7 protein-coding genes are annotated in these 3,912 nt (G+C 29.1%); all 7 read left to right on the top strand.

Annotation, left to right across the window (positions count from 1 at the left end):
- Positions 1–786, top strand: a 786-nt coding sequence (locus tag A9G34_RS01385; RefSeq protein WP_218055648.1) for an RHS repeat domain-containing protein, incomplete at its 5' end; no start/stop codon positions are given.
- A gap of 1 nt (position 787) precedes the next feature.
- Entirely contained in the window at positions 788–1,135 is a 348-nt protein-coding gene (locus A9G34_RS01380; RefSeq protein WP_065568656.1) for a hypothetical protein, read from the top strand.
- 72 nt (positions 1,136–1,207) lie between these two features.
- Positions 1,208–1,843: an RHS repeat-associated core domain-containing protein gene (locus A9G34_RS01375; RefSeq protein ID WP_081295231.1), complete on the top strand. Its 636-nt coding sequence runs from the start codon at positions 1,208–1,210 to the stop codon at positions 1,841–1,843.
- Positions 1,831–2,244, top strand: a complete 414-nt coding sequence (locus A9G34_RS01370) for a hypothetical protein (protein ID WP_034947417.1) — start codon at positions 1,831–1,833, stop codon at positions 2,242–2,244. The genes A9G34_RS01375 and A9G34_RS01370 overlap by 13 nt, the downstream gene beginning before the upstream one ends.
- Positions 2,245–2,552: 308 nt before the next feature.
- Entirely contained in the window at positions 2,553–2,783 is a 231-nt protein-coding gene (locus tag A9G34_RS01365) for a hypothetical protein (protein ID WP_065568654.1), read from the top strand.
- 19 nt (positions 2,784–2,802) lie between these two features.
- Positions 2,803–3,342 carry a hypothetical protein gene (locus A9G34_RS01360; RefSeq protein ID WP_065561339.1) on the top strand — a complete coding sequence of 180 codons (540 nt, stop codon included), beginning with the start codon at positions 2,803–2,805 and terminating at the stop codon, positions 3,340–3,342.
- 149 nt (positions 3,343–3,491) lie between these two features.
- Positions 3,492–3,749: a transposase gene (locus A9G34_RS01355; RefSeq protein WP_034909955.1), complete on the top strand. Its 258-nt coding sequence runs from the start codon at positions 3,492–3,494 to the stop codon at positions 3,747–3,749.
- Positions 3,750–3,912: the final 163 nt, after the last annotated feature.

Here is a 3,912-nt window from a genome sequence, read left to right as displayed (position 1 = left end):
TATGAAGAAGGAAGTTTAGTCCCCACCGCTAAGCTATGCGAAGGCAAGTCCTACTCGATTGTATCGGACTATTTGGGCCGTCCCGCTCAGGCCTATGATGACAAAGGGGAACTGGTTTGGCAGGTGGAGTTTGACATCTATGGCAGAATACAGGAAGATACCTTTAACAATCAGCCGTTTATTCCGTTCAGACAACTGGGGCAGTATGAGGATGTTGAAACGGGGCTTTATTATAATCGCTTCCGATATTATAATCCTAAAACCGGCTTATATATTAGCCAAGACCCGATAGGGTTAGCAGGTAATAACCCGAATTTTTATGCGTATGTAAGTGATAGCAACGTTCAAATTGATTCATTCGGATTATCTACATCGCCAATTTTAGGATTTAAAAGTTATGGTCAATTAAATCAATTTGGTTCGCAAATTCAAGCTACCCTAGCTAGGGGAGGTTTCAAGAATTCAGAAGTTTTCATGCAAGGTAGTTCTGTTACTGGTCGTAGTTTTAAAACAGGAATTCCTTTTGATGTAGGTAGGATAAGTGATTTTGATGTTGCAATTGTTAATTCTGATTTATTAAAAAAAGTACAAAGTTTAGATTTAGGAAAACCAGGACGTCCATATTCAATGCCATTAAATTCTGATGCTATGAAAGAATTAGGGTTTGGGGATTTAGCAGATAGTTTATCAAATCGTTTTGGAAGAGATGTAAACTTTAGAATTTATGATAGTGAATCAGCAGTTAGAGCAAATGGGAAAAGTTATAAAATAAAATGCAAAAGTTAAAATGAAAGGTTACTATATAACATATGGTATTTTCTCATTAGACCTAGAAAATATTGTAAAAAACTTAGAAAAAAAGTTAAATATAAATTTAATTAAAGATGAATATAATGATGATGAATTATATTATATTGAAACTAATAGTAAATATAGTATCAATCATTTTAGTATTTATAATGCCAGTCCTGATGGATTTTATATCACTGACAACGAAGTTTTACACCCTAACTATTTAATTTATTGTAATATAATCTTTGATAAGAATGAGTTGTTCGATATTGAAAATATTAGAAGATGTATTCAAGATATAAAATATATAAAGGAATTACATATTGATGTTGATGAATGGTGATTAAAAAATAAATTATGTTAAAATCCCAGACCCTATCCTAAATTCTGTGTATTTATCCGTTAAAAGTGACGGTTGATTCTATCTCCAAATTCTGAGGATGTGGAAACGGGGCTTTATTATAGCTTCCGATATTATAATCCTGAAAGCGGCTTATATATTAGCCAAGATCCCATAAAACTGGCGGGTAATAACCCGAATTTTTATGCGTATGTGCATGATAGTAATGTTTGGGTGGATCCGTTTGGACTTAGTAGTGGAAAATTAACTATATATTCTGATACTCATGACTTTGTTGGGCATGCTTTTATAGGAGTAACAGAGAACGGAACAACTACATATATAGGCCAGTGGCCTAAAAATGGTTTTAACTATAGTGAAATACCTAAAATTATAGTTTTAGATATTCTTGGAGATCTAAGTTATAATGATATACAATATTTAAATAGTCCTCATTTACATTCAATTTCTTATGATATAGATGAAACACAAATGTCTAATTTGAAAAAATATATTGAAGATTTTGAAGCAGGTAATACATCAACTAAAGGTTATAATTTAAGAAATAGGCAGTGTGCAAGCTTTGCCTATGGTGCTTCACAAGCTGCAGGAATAAAAGAAATGAAAATGCCTTGGTATAAATGGGCTACACCAAGTTCCTTAGCTAAAAAAATAGATTCACTAAAATCTAAAATAAAATGTCCAAAATAATTTTAGTAATAATTTGTTTAATAATAATTTTATTAATTATGTTTTCATTTTTAAAGCCTAAATTTTATATTAAATCTTATGAAGAAGATGATCACTCCTTAAACCTAAATATTTATTCTCAATCTAAAGAGTGTGGTTTTATTAGTATAAATGAGGAAAATATTATATTTCAATATTCATTAAAATTAGTTGGAAAAAAAGGACTAATTAATATAAGAGATGCAAAACTATATTTCAATAAAGACATTTTTATTATTAAGAATGAAAAATATGATATTATTGTTTCTATTAAATGTAATGAAGAAATATATAATAAAGCTATGATATATTTTAATATTAAAAAACAAAAAATAAATGATTCAAAAAATAAATCTAAGCGAGATTTATTTTTTGAAAACTAAACAGAAAAGTCAACTTGTAAAAGTTGGTTTAGTAAGATTTTAATTATTACGACAATAATACAGGAACTTATATAAGCCAAGATCCCATAAGGTTCGAAGGGAATAATCCGAATTTTTATGCGTATACGTTTGATTCTAATTCAGAAGTTGACCCGTTTGGACTGGATGAAATATTTTATAGAACTATAGCCAAAGAACATGCAGAAATATTAGAAAAAACAAAGAAATTAACTCCAACTACAGAAACATTTACATCTCCAACACAAGCATTTTCTAATAATTATGATGGAGTTACTTATAAATTCACTATGAAAGATGGGACTACTAAAGCGTTAGAAGATATAGGCGTTAGAGATCAATCTAAACTTGTAAAATCTACTTATCCCAATATGCCTGAAGTAAAATCTGGTTGGAATGAAAATTCAGCATTCTTTAAACAAGAAAAAGTTGGAAAAAATGCACAGATTAATATTGGATTAGGCAAAGGAAAAGGAATTAAAATATTATATCATTTGAAAATGTTAGTACTAACAATGTAAATATCGAATGCAAATAATTATGAAATCTAAAGAAGAAAGTTTAATCTATAATTTATTAACTAATAAAATAGATTTAGACACATTTTATAATGAATATCCAGTTAACTTAAAAGAAAATAAAAATTATTTTTATGAAAAGCTACTAATATCTATAGAAAAACAAGATTTAAATAAAATAGAAGAATATTTAGATATTGAGGAATATTTAAATGATAATGAATATATTAAAAATAACCTTGATAAGATTTATAAGCAATTAATAATAAAAGATTGGATACCTAGTTATTTTTTAGAAAGATTATTGGACTCATTAGAGTTAAATACAGAAAATAGAAAATACTTTATCAGAATATTAGGCATTAATAATTTCGATAAAAATGATACTAATGATATAGAAACTTTTATAGTTCCCATTTGGAAAAAATGCCTATGGAATTTATATAAAACGGGATCTAATGATGAAACTCTGAATATTTTAAAAAGATATTTAGAATCTCCTTATGAGGATTTAAGTAATACAGCTAAAATTTTGATCCAAAAAATTATAAATCAGCATTAATAATGGGTTTGATAAAATCAGGCAAAGGGTAAATTTTCTCTTTAGGAAGTTTATCCTTTGCTTTTCCTATCTCATTTGTAACTATCCCCTAAAATAGTACAGCAAAAAAGTAGAAAATTCTCTATGATAAAAGTAAAGAGGATTTAAACATGAAAAAAATGACTGAACATCAAATCGTCGCTATTTTAAAAGAAGCTGAAGCGGGTATTCCGGTTAAAGAACTCTGTCGTAAATATGGCATGGGTAATTCAACTTTCTATAAATGGCGAGAAAAATACGGCGGAATGGAAACTTCGGATATCAAACGCTTAAAGGAGCTGGAGGCTGAAAACCGTAAGCTTAAGCAGATGTTTGCCGAACTGAGCTTAAAATCCCAGCTTCAGGAAGAAATCATAAAAAAGCTTTAGTGCCCACAAAGGCACGTAAAACGTGGGCACAGCAACGACAACAAAATCATTCAGTTACTATTACTATGAGTTGTGCCATTGTTGGCTTAAGCCGTTGTGCTTACTATTATAAACCTAAGTTACCGGATGATTCAGTGATTATTTCGGTGTTGAATGCTATCAC

Origin of the sequence: Gilliamella sp. Choc4-2, assembly GCF_001690355.1 — a bacterium.
Classification (GTDB): Bacteria; Pseudomonadota; Gammaproteobacteria; order Enterobacterales; family Orbaceae; genus Gilliamella; species Gilliamella apicola_A.
This window is presented reverse-complemented; position numbering and strand designations above follow the sequence as displayed.